The following is a 21,447-nucleotide window of genomic DNA, read 5'->3' on the forward strand; positions in this document are numbered from 1 at the left end:
CTACGACTCGCGCGCCAGGGCCAGGAACTCGGTGCGCATCGCCAGGTTGGGCTGCAGCTCGCCGAGCATGGCGGAGGTGACGGTCTCTTCGCCCGGCGTGCGGATGCCGCGGCTTTCCATGCACAGGTGGCGGCACTTGACCACCACGCCCACCGCCTTCGGTTCCAGCACTTCCATCAGCGCGTTGGCGATCTGCATGGTCATGCGTTCCTGCACCTGCAGGCGCTTGGCGAAGCAGTCCACCAGGCGGGTCAGCTTGGACAGGCCGACGATCTTGCCGTTCGGGACGTAGCCGACCGTGGCCTTGCCGAAGAACGGCGCCAGGTGGTGTTCGCAATGGCTGTAGACCGGGATGCCGCGCACGACGATCAATTCGTTGTACTGCTCGGCGCCGTCTTCGAAGGCTTTCAGCAGCTCGACCGGGTCCTGGCCGTAGCCGGAGGTCCAGTGTTTCCACGCCTTGGTGACGCGGGCGGGGGTTTCCAGCAGGCCCGGACGGTCGGGATCTTCACCGAAACTGGCGATCAGTCGGCGCCAGTCGCCTTCCGAAAATTCTTTTTGAGACATGATGAAACACCTTTTTTTTACGATTGCCGACAGTATATAGAAATCCGCGGCAGGCTACCGGCTAGCGCCGCGGCCGGTGGGCGTTCAGCAGCTCGGCGGCGATCGACACGGTGGTCGTCATGTCCGGCCACTCGTCGCCCGGCCCGAACCAGCGGGCGTCGGCGATTTCGCCGGGGTCGACGCGGATCTCGCCGTCCAGGTACTCGGCGGTGTAGGCGATCATCAGCGAATGCGGGAAGGGCCAGGACTGGCTGCCGAAGTACTTGAGGTTGTGCACCCGCAGCCCGACCTCCTCGTACACCTCGCGGTGCACCGCCTCCTCGATCGACTCGCCCGCCTCCAGGAAGCCGGCCAGCGCCGTGTAGCGCTTGTACGGCGCGTTGGCGTGCATGGCCAGCAGCACTTGCTCGCCCTTGCGTATCAACACCATCATGGCCGGCGAGATGCGCGGATAGGCGCTCATGCCGCAGGCCGGGCATTGGTAGCAGCGCTCGCCTTCGAGCTGGCGCATCGGCGTGGCGCAGACGCCGCAGTAGCGGTGGGTGCGCGCCCACTCGGCCAGCTGGCAGGCCCGTCCGGCCAGCGCCACGAAGCCTTCGTCGGCCACGCCGAACAGCGAGCGCAGGCCGTGGTAGCCGTACTCCGGCCCCGGCAGTTCCGGCCGGTCGATCCACGCCAGCTGGTAGTAGCGGCCTTCCCACCGGCCCAGCGCGTGGAAGCGCTCGGCCGGCAGATTCAGCGCAGCCACCGCCTGATGGTCGGGCAGGCCGAGGATTTCGTTGCGTAAAAGCAACTCTCCACGGTGGAACACGAAAGTTAGCGGATCGTCATGGTCGTGGGGGCGGATCAGCGGGGTAAATGTGGCGGGAGTCAGCAGCATGGCGGGGAGGCTCGGGTTTTATCGCAAGCCATGATCTTACAGTGTTTCCTAAATGCTTACTTTTGGCCGTGAGAATTGATGACAATTTGATGACCGAAAGCGCGCTAAGTCATTGTTTTCAGGCCAAGATTTAAACTACTTTTGGCCCTTTGCTTACCGTATGAGTTCGTTTGGAAGTACTATATATTTCCGTAAGGAGACTACTTAACATGCCATCACTCGTACCTGGTTTAACGACCGACCAAATCGCCAGCCTGCAGACCAATCAGATCGCTTTACTGACGACTGCGGACATCGTGCTGCTGTCCACCTTGCAGATGACCGCATGGAGCACCGATCAGCTTGCCGCCTTTGGCACCAGCCAGTTACGAGCGCTGTCCACCCAGAACCTGCAGACGCTCACCACGCAGCAGCTGGGCTACGGCCTCACCACCAAACAGATCGCGGCGCTGAGCACCGGCCAGATCGTCAGCCTGAGCACCAACCAGCTGGTCAACGGCCTCACCACCGACCAGTTCGCCGCGCTGGCGACCGTGCAGCTGGCCGCGCTGGGTACGCAGCAGCTGTCCCTGGTCGGCACCGGCGACATCGCCGCGCTGCGCAGCGCCCAGCTGGTGGCGCTGAACACCGCGCAGGTGCGTGCATTGAGCACCGACCAGATCGTCGCCCTGAGCAGCAGCCAGGCCGCCGCCCTGCAGACCCGCCAGATCGCCGCCCTCTCCAGCGCCCAGCTGGCCAGCATAGCCACCGACGACATCGCCGCGCTGGGCACGCAGCAGCTGCTCGCGCTGGGCACCGGCCTGCTGGGCGCGCTGACCACGGCGCAGATGGCCGCGCTGCGCACCGCGCAAAGCAGCAGCCTGGCGACCCAGCAGATCAGCGCCCTCGGCAGCGACCAGCTGGCCGCGCTGGGCACCGACGGCTTCGCCGCGCTCAAGACCGCGCAGATCGCCGCGCTGACCACCAGGCAATTCGCCGCCCTGACCACCGACCAGATCGTCGCGCTGACCACCGCGCAGACCGCCGCGCTGACCACGCTGCAACTGGGCCAGATGTCCAGCGCCCAGCTGGCCGCGATGGAAACCCAGGACTTCGCCGCGCTCAAGAGCCAGCAGCTGAACGCGCTGAGCACGGCCACCACCGCCGTGCTGAGCACCGACCAGATCGCCGCGCTGACCACGGCCCAGATCGCCGCGCTGCGCAGCGGCCAGCTGCGCGGCCTGTCCACCGACCAGATCGTCGCGCTGACCACGGCCCAGGTGGCCGCGCTGGGCACGGCGCAGATCGTCGTGCTGAGCTCGGACCAGGTGGCGGCCATCGAAACGCGCGACCTGGCCGCGATGAAGACCGCGCAGGTGGCGGCCTTCACCACCGCCCAGATCAACGCGCTGGGCACGGCCCAATTGGCCGGCCTGAGCACCGCGCAGGCGGCCGGCCTGGCCACGCAACAGCTGGCCGCGCTGAGCACCACCCTGCTGGCCGCGATGGCAACCCAGGACCTGGCCGCGCTGCGCACCGTGCAGATCGCCGCCCTGTCCAGCAACGGCATCGCCGCGCTGGGCAGCGACCAGATCGCCGCGTTGAGCTCGCTGCAGCTGGGCGCGCTGAAGACCGCGCAACTGGCCGCGCTGGGCACCGACCAGATCGCCGTGCTGAACACCGCCCAGGTCGGCGGCCTGAGCTCGCAGCAGGTGGCCGCGCTGTCGACCAACCAGCTGGGCGCGCTGAGCACCGCCAACCTGGCCGCATTGAAGACGCAGCAGCTGGCCGCCCTGGGCACCAGCCTGATCGCCGCGCTCAGCACCGACCAGGTCGCCGCGCTGAAGACCGCGCAAGCGAACGCCCTCAGCTCGCTGCAACTGTCGGCGCTGAGCAGCGACCAGCTGGCCGCGCTGAACACGCAGGACCTGGCCGCGCTGCGCACCCAGCAGCTGGCCGGCCTGAGCACCAACAACGTCCACAGCCTGAGCACCGACCAGGTCGCCGCGCTGGGCACCGCGCAGCTGGCCGCGCTGAGCACGCAGCAGACCGGCGCGCTCGGCACCGACCAGATCGTCAGCCTGACCACGGCGCAAGCGGCGTCGCTGACCACGCGCCAGCTCGCCGCGCTGGCCACCGGCCAGCTGGCCGCGATGGAAACGCGCGACCTGGCCGCGCTGCGGACGGCCCAGCTGGCCGCGCTGGGCAGCGCCCAGATCGCCGCGCTCACCACCGACCAGGTCGCCGGCCTGGGTTCGCAGCAGCTGGCCTCGCTTGCCACGCTGCAGATCGCCGCGCTCACCACCGACCAGGCCGCCGCGCTGGAGACGCAGGACCTGGTGGCGCTCAAATCGCAGCAGGCCGCCGCGCTGAGCAGCAACGCCGTGGCCGCGCTGACCACGGCGCAGTTCGCCGCGCTGGCCAGCGTCCAGCTGAGCAATTTCACCACCGCCCAGATCGCCGCGCTGACCACCGACCAGATCGTCGCGCTGACCACCGCGCAGGCCGCCGCGCTGAGCACGCGCGAGATCGCCGCGCTGTCGACCGACCAGCTGAACGCGCTCGAGACGCGGGACTTCGCCGCGCTCAGGACCGCGCAGATCGCCGCGCTGACGACGGCCCAGGTGGCCGCGCTGGGCACCGACCTGATCGTCGCGCTGACCACCGCGCAGGCCGGCGCGCTGACGCCGGGCCAGCTCAACGCGCTGACCACCGACCAGCTCAACGCCATGGAGACCCAGGACTTCGCCGCGCTGCAGACCAGCCAGCTGCTGGGCCTGGGCACCAAGGCCATCGCCCTGCTGACGGTGGGCCAGGTGGCCGCGCTCAAGACCGCGCAGATCGCCCAGCTGACGTCCGACCAGATCCACGTGCTCAACTCCACCCAGCTGGGTGCGCTGAACACGGCGCAGGTGAACGCCTTCACCACCGCCCAGATCGGCTACCTGCTGACCGAGCAGGTGGCCGCGCTGACCACCACCGACTGGGCCGCGCTGAAATCGAGCCAGCTCAACGCGCTGGGCTCGAACCAGCTGGCCGCCGTCACCACCGACCAGATCGTCGCGCTGAGCTCGCTGCAGGCGGGCGCGCTGTCCACCCAGCAGGTGGCGCTGCTGTCGACCGACCAGCTGCAGGCGCTGGAGACGGCCGACCTGGCCGCGCTGAAGACGCAGCAGATCGTCGCGCTGGCCACGGCCGACGTGGCCGCCATCACCACCGCCCAGCTGCAGGCGCTCAAGACGGCGCAGCTGGCCGCGCTGACCAGCAAGCAGCTGGCCGCGCTGACCACCGACCAGATCGCCGCGCTGAGCACCGCCCAGGCCAGCGGCCTGGGCAGCCAGCAGATCGCCGTGCTGTCGAGCGAGCAGTTGCTGGCCATCGGCACCGACGACCTGGCCGCGCTGAGGACGGCGCAGCTGGCCGCGCTGGGCAGCAACCAGGTCGGCCTGCTGAGCACCGACCAGATCGTCGCGCTGACCAGCGCGCAATTCGCCAGCCTGAGCACGCGCCAGCTGCAAGCGCTGGGCAGCAGCCAGATCGTCGCCATCGAAACGCGCGACCTGGCCGCGCTCAAGACCGCGCAGATCGCCGGCCTGGGCAGCGACAGCCTGAACGTGCTGACCAGCGCGCAGGTGCAGGCGCTCACCACGGCCCAGCTGGCCGCGCTGGGCAGCAGCCAGCTGCTGTCGCTGTCCACCGCGCAGATCGCCAACCTGAGCACCGTGCAGGTGAGCAGCCTGGTCACCGCACAGGTGGCCCTGCTCAGCAGCGACCAGCTGGTGGCGCTGGGCACGCAGGGCCTGGCGCTGATGAGGACGGCGCAGATCGCCGCCCTCAAGACCGCGCAGATCGCCGCCCTCAACAGCGACCAGCTGGCCGCGCTGACCACGGCCCAGGTCAGCAACCTGAGCACGCTGCAGATCGCCGCCCTCGGCAGCGACCAGCTGAACGCGCTGGAAAGCCAGGACTTCGCCGCGCTGCGCACCGCGCAGTTCGCCGCGCTGAGCACCGACGTCATCGCCAGCCTCAGCACCGCGCAGACCGCCGCGCTGACCACCGCCCAGGTGGCCAGCCTGAGCACGCGCCAGCTGGCCGCGCTGACCACCGCGCAGTGGCAGGTGTTCTCCACCGGCGACATCGCCGCGCTGCGCAGCGCGCAAGTGCTGGCGCTGTCCACCGACCAGCTCGACGCGCTCAGCAGCGACCAGTTCCGCGCCCTGAGCATCGCGCAGATGGCGGCCCTGAGCAGCGCCCAGTTCCAGGCGCTGACGACCGACCAGATCGTCGCGCTGAGCACGCTGCAGGCGGCCAACCTCGGCACGGCCCAGGTGCGCGCGCTGAGCGCCAGCCAGCTGGCCGCGCTGGAAACCCAGGACCTGGCCGCCTTCAAGACGCAGCAGGTGGCCGCGCTGAGCACCGACCAGTTCGTGCTGTTGAACAGCAGCCAGATCGCCGGCCTGAGCGTCACCCAGGTGTCCGGCCTGACCTCGCAGCAACTGGCGGCGATCACCACCGCCCAGGTGCAGGCGCTGGAAACCCAGGACCTGGCCGCGCTGCGCACCGCGCAGCTGCAAGCGCTGGGCACCGACCAGCTCGACGCGCTCGGCACCGACCAGTTGCAGGCGCTGACCCCGGCCCAGCTGGCCTCGCTGAGCACGGCGCAATTCCAGGGCCTGCAGACCGCGCAGATCGCGTCCTTGAGCACGCTGCAGGTGGCGGCGCTGGCCACCGGCCAGATCGCCAGCCTGAGCGCCAGCCAGCTGGCCGCGCTCAACACCGACGAGATCGTCGCGCTGAAGACCGCGCAGATCAACGCGCTGCGCACCGCCCAGGTCGCGCTGCTGAGCACGGACCAGATCATGGCGCTCACCAGCGGCCAGGTCGGCGCCATGTCGACCGCCCAGCTGTCCTCGCTGTCGTCCGACCAGATCGGCGCGCTGAGCACGTCCGACTTCGCCGCGCTGAGCGCCGCGCAGCTGAGCGCGCTGGGCATGCTGAACAACCTGACCACCGACCAGATCCAGGCGCTCACGCCGGCCCAGATCGGCGGCCTCACCACCGACCAGATCGCCGCGCTGGGCACCAACCAGATTGTTGCCCTGACCACCAAGCAGATCGGCAGCCTGAGCACGGCCGGCGTCAGCGTACTCAGCAGCGACCAGCTGCGCGCGCTGGAACTGGAAGACCTGGCCGCGATGAAGACCGCGCAGATCGCCGCGCTGAAGACGCTGCAGATCAGCCAGCTGACCACCGACCAGGTGCAGGCGCTCACCACGGCGCAGGCCGCCAGCCTGGCCACCGCCCAGGTCGCCGCGCTGACCACCGACCAGGTGCAGGCGCTCAGCACCGACGAGATCCTGGCGCTGAAGACCGCGCAGATCGCCGCGCTCACCAGCGACCAGATCGCCGCGCTGGCGCTGGCCCAGGTGCAGAGCCTGGGCGCGACCCAGCTGAACGCGCTGAGCAGCGCGCAAGTGCAGTCGCTCGGCTCGGACCAGATCGTCGGCCTGAGCACGCAGCAGTTCCAGGCGCTGGGCACGGCGCAGGTCGCCGCGCTGAGCACGCAGCAGCTGGCCGTGATCGAGACCGAAGACCTGGCCGCGCTCAAGACCGCGCAGATCGCCGCCTTGACCACCGGCCAGATGCAGGCGCTGGCGGCCGACCGCATCGCCGCGCTGACCACCGCGCAGGCGCAGGCGCTGACCACCAGCCAGTTGCTGTCGCTGAGCTCGGCGCAGATCCAGGCCCTGAGCACCGACGACCTGGACGCGCTCAAAGCCACGCAGATCGCCGCCCTGGGCAGCGACCAGCTCAACGCGCTGATCGCCGACCAGCTGCAAAGCCTGGGTTCGGCGCAGCTGAACGCGCTGAGCACGGCGCAGTTCCGCGCGCTCAGCACCGACCAGATCGTCGCGCTGACCACGCAGCAATACACCCAGCTGGGCACGGCGCAACTGGCCGCCCTCAGTTCCGACCAGCTGGCCACGATGGAGCTGGCCGACCTGGCCGCCCTGCTGAGCAACCAGATCCAGGCCCTGAGCACCCTGCAGATCTCGCAGCTGGACCTGGCCCACATCAGCGTGCTGACCACCGCCCAGGCCGCCGCGCTGAGCACCAGCCAATTGGCGACCTTGTCGACCGACCAGCTGCAAGCGCTGGGCACCGACGAGCTGCAGGCGCTCAAGACCGCGCAGGTGCAGGCGCTGACCACCAACCAGCTGATCGCGCTGACGATGGACCAGCTGCAAAACCTGAGCACGGCGCAGATGGACGCGCTCACCTCGGCCCAGGCCGCCGCGCTGACGACCGCGCAGATCGCCGCGCTGACCACGCTGCAAATGGACAACCTGGCGACCCGCCAGCTCAACGCGCTGAGCAGCGACCAGATCGCCGCCATCAGCACCGACAACTTCGCCACGCTGTCGAGCACGCAGATCGGCGCGCTCAACGCCAGCCAGTTCGGCGCCATCACCACCGACCAGATGGTGGGCCTGAGCAGCATGCAGGTGGCCGCGCTGAGCACCGCGCAAGTGGCCGCCCTCAGCAGCAACCAGCTGGACGCGCTGGAGACGGCCGACTTCGTCGCGCTGAAGTCGGCGCAGATCGCCGCCATCGGCAGCGCCAACATCGGCGCCCTGACCACCGACCTGGTCAGCGTGCTGACCACTGCGCAGATCGCCGGCCTGGGCAGCGACCAGATCGCCGCCCTGAGCACCGAGCACATCCAGGCGCTGGGCACGGCCCAGGTCGGCGCGCTGAGCACGCTGCAGATCGGCGGCCTGAGCACCAACCACATCGCCGCGCTCAGCACCATGGACTTCGTGGCGCTGCACAGCAACCAGCTGGCCGCGTTCAGCACGGCGCAGTTCGCCGCGCTGACCAGCGACCAGCTCAACGCCCTGTCGACCAGCGCCTTCACCGGCCTGACCACGCAGGAGATCGGCGCGCTGACGGCGGCGCAGTTCGCCCAGCTGAGCACCCGGCAGGTGGCCGCGCTGACCTCGCTGCAGGCGCCGGCGCTGAGCACCGACCAGCTGGCCGCGCTGGGAACCGACCAGTTCGCCGTGCTGAGCACCAGCGCCATCAGCCACCTGCTGGCCGCGCAGTTCAGCGCGCTGGCCACCGACCAGATCGTCGCGCTGAGCACCGCCCAGGTGCGCGCCTTGAACAGCGTGCAGCTGACCGCGCTCACCAGCGGCCAGGTGGCCGCGCTGGAGACGGCCGACCTGGCCGCGCTGACCACCGCCCAGGTCACGCTGCTGGGCAGCGACCAGCTGCAGGCGCTGTTGACCGACCAGTTCGCCACACTGGGCACGGCGCAAGTGGCGGCCCTCACCACCGACCAGGTCGCCAGCGGCCTGGGCACCGACCAGATCGTGGCGCTGACCACCGCGCAGGCGGTCTCGCTGGCCACGCGCCAGGTGGCCGCCCTCACCACGGCGCAGATCGCCGCGCTGGAGACGGCCGACCTGTCGTCCTTCACCACGCGCCAGATGGTGGCGCTGGGCAGCGACCAGATCGCCGTGCTGAGCAGCGACCAGCTGAACGCGCTCACCACGGCCGAGCTGGCCGCGCTGACCACCAGCCAGCTCAATAGCGGCCTCGGCACCGCCCAGCTGGTGACGCTGGACGCCGCCCACATCGCCGCGCTGGGCACGGCGCAGCTGGCCTACGGCCTGGGCAGCGACGCCATCGCCGCCCTGAGCACCGACCAGATCACCGCGCTGCGCACCGCGCAGACCGTCGCGCTGGGCACGGCCCAGGTGCAGGCGCTGACCAGCGCCCAGATCGTCGCGCTGAGCACCGCGCAGGCGTCCACGCTGAGCACGCAGCAAGTGGCGGCGCTCACCACCGACCAGATCCTGGTGCTGGAAACGGCCGACCTGGCCGCGTTCGCCACGCGCCAGATCGCCGCCCTGACCACGAATCAGATCGCCTTCCTGGGCAGCGACCAGCTCAACGCGCTGACCCTGGCGCAGCTGGCCGCCTTCAGCACCAGCCAGCTGGCCAACGGCCTGCAGATCAACCAGGTGCCGGTGCTCGACACCGACCACATCGCCGCGCTGAGCACCGCGCAGGTGGCGTACGGCCTGACCGTCAACAACCTGCTGGCCCTGACCAGCGACCAGATCCGCGCGCTGAAGACCGCGCAGATCGCCGCGCTGACCACCGACCAGGCCAGCAGCCTCTCCACCGACCAGATCGCCGCGCTGGCCGCGGCCCAGGTCACCGGCTTCTCGGTGGCGCAGATGCCGACGCTGAGCGCCGGCCAGCTGGCCGCGCTGGGCACCGCGCAGGTGGCCGCGCTCGACACGCAGGACGTGGCCGCATTGACCGCCAGCCAGTTCACCGGCCTGTCCACCGACCAGACCGTCGCGCTGACGACGGCGCAGATGCGCGGCCTGAAGACCGCGCAGATCGCCGCCATCGACGTGCCGCAGATCAACGTCCTCAGCACCGACCAGATCGGCGCGCTGAGCACGCAGCAGGCCGCGGCGCTGAGCATCAACGCCGTGGTCGCGCTGTCGACCAACCAGATCGGCGCACTGCAGACGGCCGACGTGGCCGCGCTGGGCACGCTCCAAGTGTCCAGCCTGGCCGTCGGCCAGCTGGCCGGCCTGAACACCGCGCAGATCCAGGCGCTGACCAGCCTGCAGCTGGGCGCGATGACGGCCGACCAGATGTTCGCGCTGAGCACCAGCCAGATCGCCGCCCTGCGCACCACGCAGATCGGCTACCTGAGCACCACCCAGCTGGCCGCGCTGTCGAACACGCAGATCCAGGCGTTCACCACGGCGCAGGTCGCCAGCATCAAGCTCAGCCAGATCACCGCGCTGACGGTGGACCAGATGGCCGCGTTCAGCACCGACCAGCTGCAGGCCGTGACGACCTCGCAGTTGCAGACGCTGAGCTCGACCCAGCTCAACGCGCTGACCGGCAGCCAGGCCGCCGCGCTGAGCACCACGCAGATGGCGGCGCTGAAGAACGCCCAGATCGCCGCGCTGACCATCGACCAGATCAACGCCTTCACCACCACCCAGCTGGGCGCCTGGAGCACCAGCCAGCTCGGCTCGCTGACGGCCACGCAGATCGGCTACCTGTCGACCGCGCAGATCGCCGGCCTGAGCAACGCCCAGGTGGCGGGCCTGAAGACCAGCCAGCTGATCGTCTTCACCACCGACCAGATCGCCGCGTTCACGGCCGGCCAGGTGCCGTCGCTGACCACGGCGGGGCTGAGCGCGCTCAGCGTCGCCCAGGCCAACGCCTTCACCGGCGGCCAAGTGGCGGCGATGTCGCTGACGCAGACCATGGCGCTGAACGCCTCGTCCACCAACTACGCCACGCCGCTGGTGCTGGACCTGGACGGCAACGGCGTGCAGACGCTGGGCATCGCGGCCGGGGTGCAGTTCGACATCCGCGCCGAAGGCAAGGCCGTGCACACCGGCTGGGTCGACGCCCACGACGGCCTGCTGGCCCTGGACCGCAACGGCGACGGCGTCATCAACGACGGCGGCGAACTGTTCGGCAGCGCCACCAGGCTGGCCGACGGCGGCACGGCGGCCGACGGCTACGCCGCGCTGAAGTCGCTCGACAGCAATGGCGACGGCCAGATCACCAGCGCCGACAGCGCGTTCGGCGCGCTGCGGGTGTGGGTGGATGGCAACTCCGACGGCATCAGCCAGGCCGGCGAGTTGAAGACGCTGGAGCAGCTGGGCATCGCCGCCATCAGCACCAGCGCCGAGCACGCGCTGACGCAACAGAACGGCAACGTGGTGGGCCTGACATCGAGCTACACCGGCACGGACGGCAGCAGCCACGCCAGCGCCGACGTCTGGTTCCTGGCGCAGAAGAGCGCGGCCACGGCGGCGGCCACCTTGCAACAGCAGGTGAGCGGCCTGAGCAACGCCCTGGCCGCCTATGCCGGCGACGCTCCCGCAGCGCCGGCGCCACAAGCGGCGTTGTGCGAGACCGGCACGGCGGCAATCGATAGCAACGCACAAGCGATGGCCGACGCGCTGCAGCACTACCGCAGCCGGCAAGCGCTGCAAGGCGCCGCCGCCGCGCTGACCAAGCAGCCCGACGACCAGCAACACAACACCGGCAACTGGTTCAGCGTCCCCAACCGCTAACCCCGGTGGGGTCAAGTCTGGCATTCGGACACGACCTCTGCCGTCACAATGGGGTCAAGTCTGACATTCGGACACGAGCACAACCGTAGCGGGCGCTACGGTTGTGCTCGTGTCCGAATGTCAGACTTGACCCCACGCCGCTACAGCCGGGCTCGTGTCCGAATGTCAGACTTGACCCCAAGTTGATTGTTAGCACTGCCTATCCGTTGAGCAGGTGGCGTTTTACAGTCTTGCTCCTGTGCCAAAAGTTGCCCCTCATCCAGCGACAAAAAGGTATGATAGTGCGTACCTTTTATGGCTCATCCCATCCTACGCCCGCTATGACCGCTCAAGTACCTGCCGCTCCCACCGATACCAGCCCGTTGGGCACCGTTATGGCACTGGCCGTCAAGGGCGCGCTGTCCATCGGCGATCTGTTCGGCGCCGCCGCCGTGTTGCAGGAAAGCGGACAACTGCCCGCCGCCATCGCCCTCTACCGCGCCTGGATCGACCACACCCCTTCGCCGCTGGTCTACGCTGCCTGCTTCAACCTGGCCGTGGTGCTGTCCAACTCGGGCGACGACCCCGGCGCCGAGGCCGTGCTGCGCAAGGCCATCGCCCAGAACCCCGGCTTCGTCGAGGCCCGCCTCAACCTGGGCACGCTGCTGGAACGCACCGGCCGCCCCGACGACGCGCTGGCCATGTGGAAGACCATCCTCTCCGACGAGGTGCAGCCGGACATCAAGACCAATCCGACGCTGTACGTGCAAACCCTGAACAACCTGGGCCGCCTGCTGGAGATCCGCAAGCGCTACCCGGAGGCCGAGGCCATGCTGGCGCTGAGCCTGCGCGTCGATCCGCAGCAGGCCAACGTCATGACCCACTGGGTCCATCTGCGCCAGAAACAGTGCGAGTGGCCGGTCTACAGCGGCCTCGAACACATCTCGGTCGCGACCATGATGGAGGGCACCTCGGCGCTGGCCATGCTCAGCGCCTCGGCCGACCCGGCCCAGCAGCTGGCCGCCGCCCGCCGCTTCGTCAACGAGAAGGTCAACGCCGCCGTCGCGCCGCTGACCGGCCAGCATGGCTACGGCCACGGCCGCCTGCGCATCGGCTACCTGTCGTCGGACTTCTGCTCGCACGCGGTGTCCATCCTCACCGCCGAGCTGTACGAGCTGCACGACCGCAGCAAGTTCGAGGTCTACGCCTTCAGCTGGAGCCGCGAGGACGGCTCGCCGATCCGCGCCCGCGTGGTCAAGGCCATGGACCACTACATCCGCATCGACAAGCTGACCGACGAGCAGGCCGCCCGCACCATCCGCGCCCACGAGATCGACATCCTGGTCGACCTGCACGGCCTGACCCTGGGCGCGCGCCCCAACATCCTGGCCTACCGCCCGGCGCCGGTGCAGCTGACCTACCTCGGCTTCCCCGGCAGCACCGGCCTGCCCGGCGTCGACTATGTGATCGCCGACGAGTTCCTGATCACCCCGGAGATGACCAAGGACTTCACCGAGAAGCCGCTGTACCTGCCCGACACCTTCCAGATCAACGACCGCCAGCGCCTGATCGCGCCCAAGCCGACCCGCGCCAGCGTCAACCTGCCGGAGGACGCCTTCGTCTTCTGCTCGTTCAACAACAACTTCAAGTTCACGCCCGACCTGTTCACGATCTGGATGAACATCCTGCGCCGCGTCCCGAACAGCGTGCTGTGGCTGGTGGCCGACTATCCGGAAGTGCGCGAGAACCTGTACCGCTACGCCGAGGAAGCCGGTATCGACCGCAACCGCCTGATCTTCAACAGCCGCGCGGTGCCGGCCGAGTACCTGGCGCGCTACCAGCTGGCCGACCTGTTCCTCGACACCTTCCCGTTCAACGCCGGCACCACCGCCAGCGACGCGCTGTGGGCCGGCCTGCCGCTGCTCACCTGTGCCGGCCAGACCTTCTCCTCGCGCATGGCCGGCAGCCTGCTGCGCGCGGTCGACCTGCCGCAGCTGATCACCTACAACTTCGCCGACTACGAGGAAAAGGCGGTGGCGCTGGCCAACGATCCGGCCCGCATCGCCGCGATGAAGCGCCAGCTGGCCGCCAACCGCCTGACCTGCCCGCTGTTCGACAGCCCGCGCTTCGTGCGCAACCTGGAGGCGGCGCTGCTGAAGGTCGCCAAGCCGGCCGCGCCGCGCCTGGCCGCGCCGGAACACGCGGTGCGGCCGCAGGAACCGTCGGAGCACCCCCCGGCCGAGCCGGTGCGCATCGCCGACATCCCCATCGTCACCGTGTCCTACAACGCGCCCGACCTGATCGAGGCGCTGCTGCGCACCCTGCGCCAGTTCTACGGCAACCGCGTGTACGTGATCGACGGCTCCAATCCCGACGTGGCGGAAAAAATCCGCGCCATCACCGACGGCTACGACAACGTCGAGTTCATCCCGTTCGGCTACAACATCCACCACGGCCCCGGCATGGCGTGGGCGCTCAACCACCTGGGCCTGTCGGGCGAGGTGCTGTTCCTCGACTCCGACGTCGAGATCCTCAAGGCCGGCTTCCTGGAGTCGCTGCACGGCGCGCTGCGCCCGGAGATGTATGGCGTGGGCAACGTCCAGTGGGTCAACGAGCAGGGCCACAGCCGCGAGGCCGACGGCATCCCCTATCTGCACCCGGCCTGCATGCTGGTGAACGCCGAGGTGATGCGCCAGTGGCCGCTGCCGATCAAGCACGGCGCGCCGCTGCTGCCGGCCATGCTGGCCATGCACCGCGCCGGCCAGAGCGCGCTGATGCAAGGCGTCGACTGGGTGCGCGGCGACTTCGCCCGCGAGCCGACCCGCACCTACATCAAGCACGACTGGCAGGGCACGGTGATCCGCACCGGCGGCTACCACTACGACCTGCCCAGCGCCACCAGCGAGGTCAACACCGACCTGCTGCAGTTCATGCCGCCGGCCGCGGTCAAGGTGGTCGAGCTGGGCTGCGGCGACGGCGCCTTCGCCAAGGCCTACCGCGTGCGCAATCCGCTGGCCAACTACACCGGCATCGAGGCCGATCCGGCGCCGGCCCAGGCGGCCCGTCCGCATTGCGACTTCGTGTTCAACTTCGACATCGAGCACGCCGGCGCCGACCTGTGGGACCACGTGCGCGGCGCCGACTGCTGGGTCGTCGACGAGACGCTGGAGACGCTCAACGACCCGTGGACCGTGCTGCAGAAGATCCGCACCAGCATCGCGCCCGGCGGCAAGATCGTCGCCACCATCCGCAACTTCCAGCACTGGAGCATGCAGGCGCGGCTGAACGCGGGCGACATGCGCTACGGCCCCGGCGGCATTGAAAAGTCGCGCAAGCGCATCTTCACCCGCGGCGCCATGCTGGAGCTGTTCCAGCAGGCCGGCTTCCAGATCGCCGGCGGCAGCGCCCGCATCATCGACGAGCCGGCCCGCGAAAAATACCTGCCGGCCATCCGCCTGATGGCCGGCGCCAGCGGCCTCGACCCCGTGGTGGCGGTGGAAGACGCGCTGCCGTGGCAATACATCGTGATGGCGGTCGCCGCCTAACCGCCCCAGCCAGGAGCCTGACAATTTATGAGTTTGCCATTAGTTAGCATCGTTATCCCGTCCTACAAGACCGCCCACTTCGAGGCTTGCCTGAAGTCGGCGCTGGGACAGAGCTATCCCAACATCGAGATCCTGGTCAGCGACAACTGCCCGACCGAGGCGATCAAGGACATGTGCGCCAAGTACGCCGGCCACCTGATCTACCAGCGCAATTCCGCGCTGCGCGAGCAGAACGTGCTGACCGCGCTGTTCGCCGCCAAGGGCCAGCTGATCAAGCCGCTGTTCGACGACGACGTGCTGCACCCGTTCTGCGTCGAGCGCATGGTGGCCACGATGAATATGGACCCGGCCATCCAGCTGGTGTTCTCGTCGTCGCAGGTGATCAACGTCGACAACGAGCGCACCGAGCTGCGCCGGCCGTACGAGGCCAGCGGCAGCATGGACGCGCGCGACATGCAGCGCAGCATGGTGCTGGGCATGCGCAACTTCGTCGGCGAGTTCAGCTCCATCATGTTCCGCCGCGAGCGCCTGTGGGAAATCGGCCGCCACCTGTTCCGCTACCACAAGCACGACTGCACGCTGGGCCTGGCCGACGTGGCCGCCTACTTCAACCTGGCGCGCGACGGCAAGGTGTTCTACATCGACGAGGAGCTGTCCTACTTCCGCCACGACCAGCGGCTCGAGTCGAACAGCAACATCAACAGCAACCCCAACTTCGGCTACTGCTTCTCCGACTACATCGACCTGCTGATCGAGTCGTGCGACATCGGCCTGGTCGCGCCCGAGGAGCTGGTGGTGATGCAGCCGACCGTGGACGACGTGGCCGCCCGCCTGAGCGGCATCTTCCCGATGGTGGGCCGGTCGCAGCAGCGCTTCCACGAGGTGCTGGCGGCGCAGCGTGTAGGGGCGGCATCATGATGGACCAGTGCCGGATGATCCAGCTGCCGCCGCACCACGACGTGCGCGGCAACCTGTCGGTGATCGAGGGCGGCGTGCACATCCCGTTCGACATCAAGCGCGTGTACTACCTGTACGACGTGCCGGGCGGCTCGGCGCGCGCCGGCCACGGCCACATCGAGCTGCAGCAGCTGTTCGTGGCGATGTCGGGCAGCTTCGACGTGATCGTCGACGACGGCTACGAGCGCAAGAAGTTCCAGCTCAACCGCTCCTACTACGGCCTGTACGTGCCCGGCATGATGTGGCGCGAGGTCGAGAACTTCTCCTCGGGCGCGGTGTGCGTGGTGCTGGCCTCCACGCTGTACGACCCGAAAGACTACTACCACGACTACGACGAGTTCGTGGCCGCGGCACACCAACAACCCAAGTGACAACTAAGCGAGTTTTGCCATGAGCGTCCCCTTCCTCGACCTGAAAGCCATCAACCTGTCGCAAGCCGACGAGCTCGAAGCCGCGTTCAAGCGCGTGCTGCATTCGGGCTGGTACATCCTGGGCGGCGAGACCAGCGCCTTCGAGGCCAGCTTCGCGGCCTACTGCAAGAGCAAGCACGGCATCGGCGTGGCCAACGGCCTGGACGCGATCTTCATGATCCTCAAGGCCTACGGCATCGGCCCCGGCGACGAGGTGATCGTGCCGTCCAACACCTTCATCGCCACCTGGCTGGCGGTGAGCGACTGCGGCGCGACGCCGGTGCCGGTCGAACCGACCGCCGACGGCTTCAACATCGACCCGGCCCGCGTGGAGGCGGCCATCACGGCGCGCACCAAGGCCATCATGCCGGTGCACCTGTACGGCCAGACCGCCGACATGGACCCGCTGATCGCGCTGGCCGCCAAGCACGGCCTGAAGCTGATCGAGGACGCGGCCCAGGCGCACGGCGCGCTGTACCGCGGCCGCGTGGCCGGCCAGCTGGGCGACGCCGCGGCCTTCAGCTTCTACCCCGGCAAGAACCTGGGCGCGCTGGGCGACGGCGGCGCCGTCACCACCAGCGACGACGCGCTGGCCGACCGTATCCGCACGCTGCGCAACTACGGCTCCAAGGTCAAGTACTACAACGAGGTGCCGGGCTATAACTCGCGGCTGGACGAGGTGCAGTCGGCGCTGTTGAGCGTCAAGCTGCCCAAGCTGGACGGCGACAACGCCAAGCGCCGCGCCATCGCCGCCATCTACCAGCGCGAGCTGGCCGGCCTGCCCGGCCTGGCGCTGCCGCACGTGCCGGAGTGGGCCGAGCCGGTGTGGCATGTGTACGTGATCCGCCACGCCCAGCGCGACGCGCTGGCCAAGGCGCTGGCCGAACAGGGCATCGGCACCATCGTCCACTATCCGGTGCCGCCGCATCTGCAGCCGGCCTACGCCCACCTGGGCTACAAGCCGGGCGACTTCCCGCTGGCCGAGGCCATCCACAAGGAAGTGCTGAGCCTGCCGATGGGGCCGACCATGACGGCCGAACAGGCGATGGAAGTGGTGGCGGCGGTGCGCAAATTCTGCGCGGCATAAACAGGATACGACCATGATTCATGCTAGCGCCATCGTTTCGCCCAAGGCCAAGCTGGGGGAAGGCGTCAGCGTCGGCCCGTTCACCATCATCCATGACAACGTGGAGATCGGCGCCGGCTCGGTCATCGACAGCTACTGCGAGATCGGCTACCCGACCCCGCTGGCCGACGGCCAGCCGCTGGTGATCGGCGCCGGCGCGCGCATCCGCTCGCACTCGGTGTTCTACGAGGGCTCGCGCTTCGGCGACAAGCTCGTCACCGGCCACCGCGTGGTGGTGCGCGAGAAGACCGTGGCCGGCGTCGCCTTCCAGATCGGCACCATGAACGACATCCAGGGCGACTGCGTCATCGGCGACTACGTGCGCTGCCAGTCCAACGTCTTCATCGGCAAGATGTCCAGGGTCGGCAACTTCGTCTGGCTGCTGCCCTACGTGGTGCTGACCAACGATCCCCATCCGCCCAGCAATGTGCTGGTCGGCGCCACCATCGGCGACTACGCCGCCATCGCCGCGATGTCGGTGATATTGCCCGGCGTGACCGTCGGCGCACATGCGCTGGTGGCCGCGCACAGCAAGGTGCACCGCGACGTCGCGCCGCACACGGTGGTGGCCGGCAATCCGGCGCAGTTCCTGTGCGACGCCAGCAAGATCCGCCTGAAGGACGGCAGCGGCGCGCCGGCCTATCCGTGGACCACGCACTTCAGGCGCGGCTACCCGGCCGAGATCACCGCCGGCTGGGACGCGGCGCAGCCATGAGCATCGCCGGCACACAGTGGATGAAGCAGGCGGCACGCGGCAACATGACGGTCCCGCAGCTGTTCGACGCCGCCGCCGCGCTGCAGAAGCAAGGCCAGCCCCAGCAGGCGATCGCGCTGTACCGCTGCTGGATCGAGCACGGCGCGCGCCAGCCGCTGTTGTACGCGGCCTGGTTCAACCTGGGCGCGCTGCTGGCGGCCGAGTCCGACGACGCCGGCGCCGAGGCGGCCTACCGCAAGTGCATCGCGCTGCAGCCGCGCTTTGTCGAGGGCCGGCTCAACCTTGGCACGCTGCTCGAGCGCCAGGGCCAGCCGGAGGAGGCGCTGGCCATGTGGCGCACCATCCTGGGCCCGGCCGTCAAGCTGGACCAGAAAGCCCAGCGCACGCAATACCTGCAAACCCTGAACAACCTGGGCCGGCTGCTGGAGATCCAGAAGCAGTACCCGGAGGCCGAAGCCATGCTGGCGCAAAGCCTGACCGTGGAGCCGGACCAGCCGCACGTGATGACGCACTGGGTGCATCTGCGCCAGAAGCAGTGCCACTGGCCGACCTGGAGCGGCCTGCCGCACATCAGCCGCCGCCAGATGGAGGACGGCGCCTCGGCGCTGGCGATGCTGAGCCTGACCGACGATCCGGCGCTGCAGGCGGCCGCCGCCGCGCGCTTCGTGGCCGAGAAGATCGACACCACCGTGGCCTCGCTGACCGGCCCGGCCGGACAGGGCTCGCGCTACGGCCATGAGCGGCTGCGCATCGGCTACCTGTCGTCGGATCTTTGCTCGCACGCGGTGTCCATCCTCACCGCCGAGCTGTACGGCCTGCACGACCGCACCCAGTTCGAGGTGTACGCCTTCAGCTGGAGCCGCGAGGACGGCTCGCCGCTGCGCGCCCGCGTGGTGGCCGGCATGGACCACTACATCCCGATCCACGCGCTGAGCGACGAGCAGGCCGCGCGCCTGATCCGCAGCCACGAGATCGACATCCTGGTCGACCTGCATGGCCTGACCTCCGGCGCACGCCCGCAGATCCTGGCGTACCGCCCGGCGCCGGTGCAGATGACGTGGCTGGGCTTCCCCGGCAGCACCGGCCTGCCCGGCGTCGACTACGTGATCGCCGACGAGTTCCTGATCACGCCGGAGATGCGGCAGGACTTCACCGAGCAGCCGCTGTACCTGCCGGACACCTTCCAGATCAACGACCGCCAGCGCCTGATCGGCAACAAGCCGACCCGCGCCAGCGTCAAGCTGCCGGACGACGCTTTTGTCTTCTGCTCGTTCAACAACAGCTACAAGCTCAAGCCCGAGCTGTTCGCGCACTGGATGAACATCCTGCGGCGCGTGCCAGGCAGCGTGCTGTGGCTGGTGGCCGACACGCCGCTGGTGGCCGAGAACCTCAAGCGCCACGCGGCCGAAGCCGGCATCGATGCGCAGCGGCTGATCTTCGCCGAGCGCGCGCTGCCGGCCGACTACCTGGCGCGCTACCAGCTGGCCGACCTGTTCCTCGACACCTATCCGTTCAACGCCGGCACCACCGCCAGCGACGCGCTGTGGGCCGGGCTGCCGCTGCTGACCTGCGCCGGGCCGACCTTCGCCTCGCGCATGGCGGGCAGCCTGCTGCGCGCGGTGGACCTGCCGCAGCTGATCACCTACAACTTCACCGACTACGAAGAGAAGGCGGTGGCGCTGGCCAACGACCCGGCCGCCATCGCCGCCATGAAGCGCCAGCTGGTCGACAAGCGCCTGAGCTGCGCGCTGTTCGACACGCCGCGCCTGGTGCGCAACCTGGAAGCGGCCATGCGGCGCGTGGCGCGCCCGGCCGCCGCCATCAACACGAACACGACGAAAGCCCCCATGAATATCGACCAGATTCCGATGATCGCCGTGTCCTACAACGCGCCCGACCTGATCGCCTCGCTGCTGGGCACGTTCCGCCAGTTCTATCCGCACAACCCGGTCACCATCATCGACGGCTCGACGCCGGAGATCGCCGCGCAGATCGCGCCGATCGCCGCGCAGTACCCGGGCGTGCGCTTCATCCCGTTCGGCTACAACATCCACCACGGCCCCGGCATGGCGTGGGCGATCGAGAACCTTGAGTTGTCCGGCCGCGTGCTGTTCCTCGACTCCGACGTCGAGATCCTCAAGCGCGGCTTCCTCGAATCGCTGGCGGAGAACCTGGAGCCGCACATGTACGGCGTGGGCAACGTCACGCCGGTCAACGCCGACGGCCAGCCCTACGGCGAAGGCAGCATGCCCTATCTGCATCCGGCCTGCATGCTGACCAACATCGAGGTGGTGCGCCAGTGGCCGCTGCCGGTCAAGCACGGCGCGCCGATGCTGCCGCCGATGGTGGCGATGGCGCAGGCCGGCCGGAGCGATCAGCTGATGCGCAACGTCGCCTGGGTCAACAACGATTTCAGCGACCAGCCGGCGCAGCGCATCTTCATCCGCCACGACTGGCAGGGCACGGTGCGCCGCACCGGCGGCTACCACTACGACAAGCCGGCCGCCAGCGCGCAGGTCAACCAGCAGCTGCTGGACTTCGCGCCGGCCGCGGTCAAGGTGGTGCAGCTGGGCTGCGGCGACGGCGCCTTCGCCAAGGCCTACAAGCAGCGCCACCCGCTGTGCAACTACACCGGCATCGAACGCGACGCCATCGCCGCCGAGCAGGCGCGCGCCCACTGCGACTTCGTCTACAGCCAGGACATCGAGACGGCCGACCCGCAGCGCGAGCGCCAGGTGGCGCAGGCCGACCTGTGGGTGCTGGACGGCGCGCTCGAGCGCGTGCGCGATCCACTGGCCGTGCTCAAGGCGATCCGCGCCAGCATGGCGCCGGGCGGCACGCTGGCGCTGTCGGTGCGCAACCTGCAGCACTGGAGCGCGCAGGTGCGCCTGAACATGGGCGACTTCCGCTACCGCGCCGACGGCGTCATGCAGCCGGACGAGCTGCACGGCTTCACGCGCGGCTCGCTGCTGGAGCTGCTGCAACTGGCCGGCTTCCGCATGAGCGGCGGCGTGCCGGTGATCTTCAACGAGCCGGGACGCGAGGTGTTCCTGCCCATCCTGCGCCAGCTGGCCCAGGCCAGCGGCAGCGATCCCGAGCTGGCGGCGCAGGACGCGCTGGCGCAGCGCTACCTCATCACCGCCGTGCCGGCCTGACCGC

9 protein-coding genes are annotated in these 21,447 nt (G+C 69.1%); 7 read left to right on the forward strand and 2 right to left on the reverse strand.

Going from position 1 to position 21,447, the window contains the following annotated elements; genetic code table 11:
- Positions 1–567, reverse strand: coding sequence for a GTP cyclohydrolase I FolE (folE, locus tag AC07WS_RS00405; RefSeq protein ID WP_494727196.1), 567 nt, complete (start codon positions 565–567; stop codon positions 1–3).
- A gap of 61 nt (positions 568–628) precedes the next feature.
- A complete protein-coding gene (gene nudC / locus AC07WS_RS00410; protein WP_494727197.1) occupies positions 629–1,447 on the reverse strand; it encodes an NAD(+) diphosphatase in 819 nt (272 codons plus the stop codon).
- A gap of 209 nt (positions 1,448–1,656) precedes the next feature.
- On the opposite strand from nudC, the gene AC07WS_RS00415 reads away from it, so the two are divergent.
- The 7 genes from AC07WS_RS00415 (at position 1,657) to AC07WS_RS00445 (ending at position 21,443) form a co-directional block, all read left to right on the forward strand.
- Entirely contained in the window at positions 1,657–11,556 is a 9,900-nt protein-coding gene (locus AC07WS_RS00415; protein WP_494727198.1) for an SPM autocatalytic domain-containing protein, read from the forward strand.
- A gap of 374 nt (positions 11,557–11,930) precedes the next feature.
- Entirely contained in the window at positions 11,931–15,080 is a 3,150-nt protein-coding gene (locus AC07WS_RS00420; RefSeq protein ID WP_494727199.1) for an O-linked N-acetylglucosamine transferase family protein, read from the forward strand.
- Positions 15,081–15,107: 27 nt separating this feature from the next.
- On the forward strand, positions 15,108–15,998 hold the full coding sequence (locus tag AC07WS_RS00425; RefSeq protein WP_494727200.1) for a glycosyltransferase: 891 nt from the start codon (positions 15,108–15,110) through the stop codon (positions 15,996–15,998).
- Complete coding sequence (locus AC07WS_RS00430; protein ID WP_494727201.1) at positions 15,995–16,408, forward strand: sugar 3,4-ketoisomerase; 414 nt, start codon at positions 15,995–15,997, stop codon at positions 16,406–16,408. Before AC07WS_RS00425 ends, AC07WS_RS00430 begins: the two co-directional genes overlap by 4 nt.
- Positions 16,409–16,427: 19 nt before the next feature.
- On the forward strand, positions 16,428–17,534 hold the full coding sequence (locus AC07WS_RS00435; protein WP_494727202.1) for a DegT/DnrJ/EryC1/StrS family aminotransferase: 1,107 nt from the start codon (positions 16,428–16,430) through the stop codon (positions 17,532–17,534).
- 13 nt (positions 17,535–17,547) lie between these two features.
- A complete protein-coding gene (locus AC07WS_RS00440; RefSeq protein ID WP_494727203.1) occupies positions 17,548–18,288 on the forward strand; it encodes an acyltransferase in 741 nt (246 codons plus the stop codon).
- Positions 18,285–21,443, forward strand: a complete 3,159-nt coding sequence (locus tag AC07WS_RS00445; protein WP_494727204.1) for an O-linked N-acetylglucosamine transferase family protein — start codon at positions 18,285–18,287, stop codon at positions 21,441–21,443. Before AC07WS_RS00440 ends, AC07WS_RS00445 begins: the two co-directional genes overlap by 4 nt.
- Positions 21,444–21,447 lie beyond the last annotated feature (4 nt).

The sequence above is a fragment of the Duganella sp. GW821-FHT01E12 genome (genome assembly GCF_059422325.1).